At 58.5% G+C, this 716-nt stretch carries 1 pseudogene (only partly in view); it reads left to right on the forward strand.

The features are described from left to right. A pseudogene (tuf, locus tag GTN70_10390) lies at window positions 1-716 on the forward strand (elongation factor Tu) (it extends 442 nt beyond the left edge of the window).

The following is a 716-nucleotide window of genomic DNA, read 5'->3' on the forward strand; positions in this document are numbered from 1 at the left end:
GAGTTTCCCGGCGATGACATTCCCGTTGTGCGGGGGAGTGCGCTGCACTCGCTGGATTGCGGGTGCGGGACGGACGCGTGTGAGAAGTGCAAGAGCGTTCTGGAGTTGATGGGTGCGGTGGACGATTATTTTCCTTTGCCCGAGCGTGATGTAGACAAGCCGTTTTTGATGCCGATCGAGGATGTGTTTTCCATAAGCGGCAGGGGCACGGTGGTTACCGGCCGTGTTGAGCGCGGCGTGATCAAGGTGGGGGAAGAGGTGGAGATTGTTGGTTTTGAGGAGACGGAGAAGACGGTAGCCACGGGTGTTGAGATGTTCCGGAAGGTCCTGGACCAGGGTCAGGCGGGTGACAATGTGGGCGTGTTGCTGCGGGGCATCAAGAAGGACGAGGTATGGCGCGGGCAGGTTTTGGCCAAACCGGGGAGCATAACGCCGCACACGCATTTCAAGGCCCAGGCGTACATATTGACGAAGGAGGAGGGTGGCCGTCACACGCCCTTTTTCTCGGGTTATCGCCCCCAGTTTTATTTCCGGACCACCGATGTGACGGCGATCGTTTCTCTGCCGGCGGGCGTTGAGATGGTGATGCCGGGGGACAATGTGGAGATCGAGGTCAATTTGATTCAGCCCATAGCGATGGAGAAGGAGCTGCGCTTTGCCATCCGTGAGGGCGGAAGGACCGTCGGCGCAGGTGTGGTGTCGGAAATAATCAAGTA

This window comes from Deltaproteobacteria bacterium (assembly GCA_011773515.1).
GTDB lineage: Bacteria > Desulfobacterota > Deferrimicrobia > J040 > J040 > WVXK01.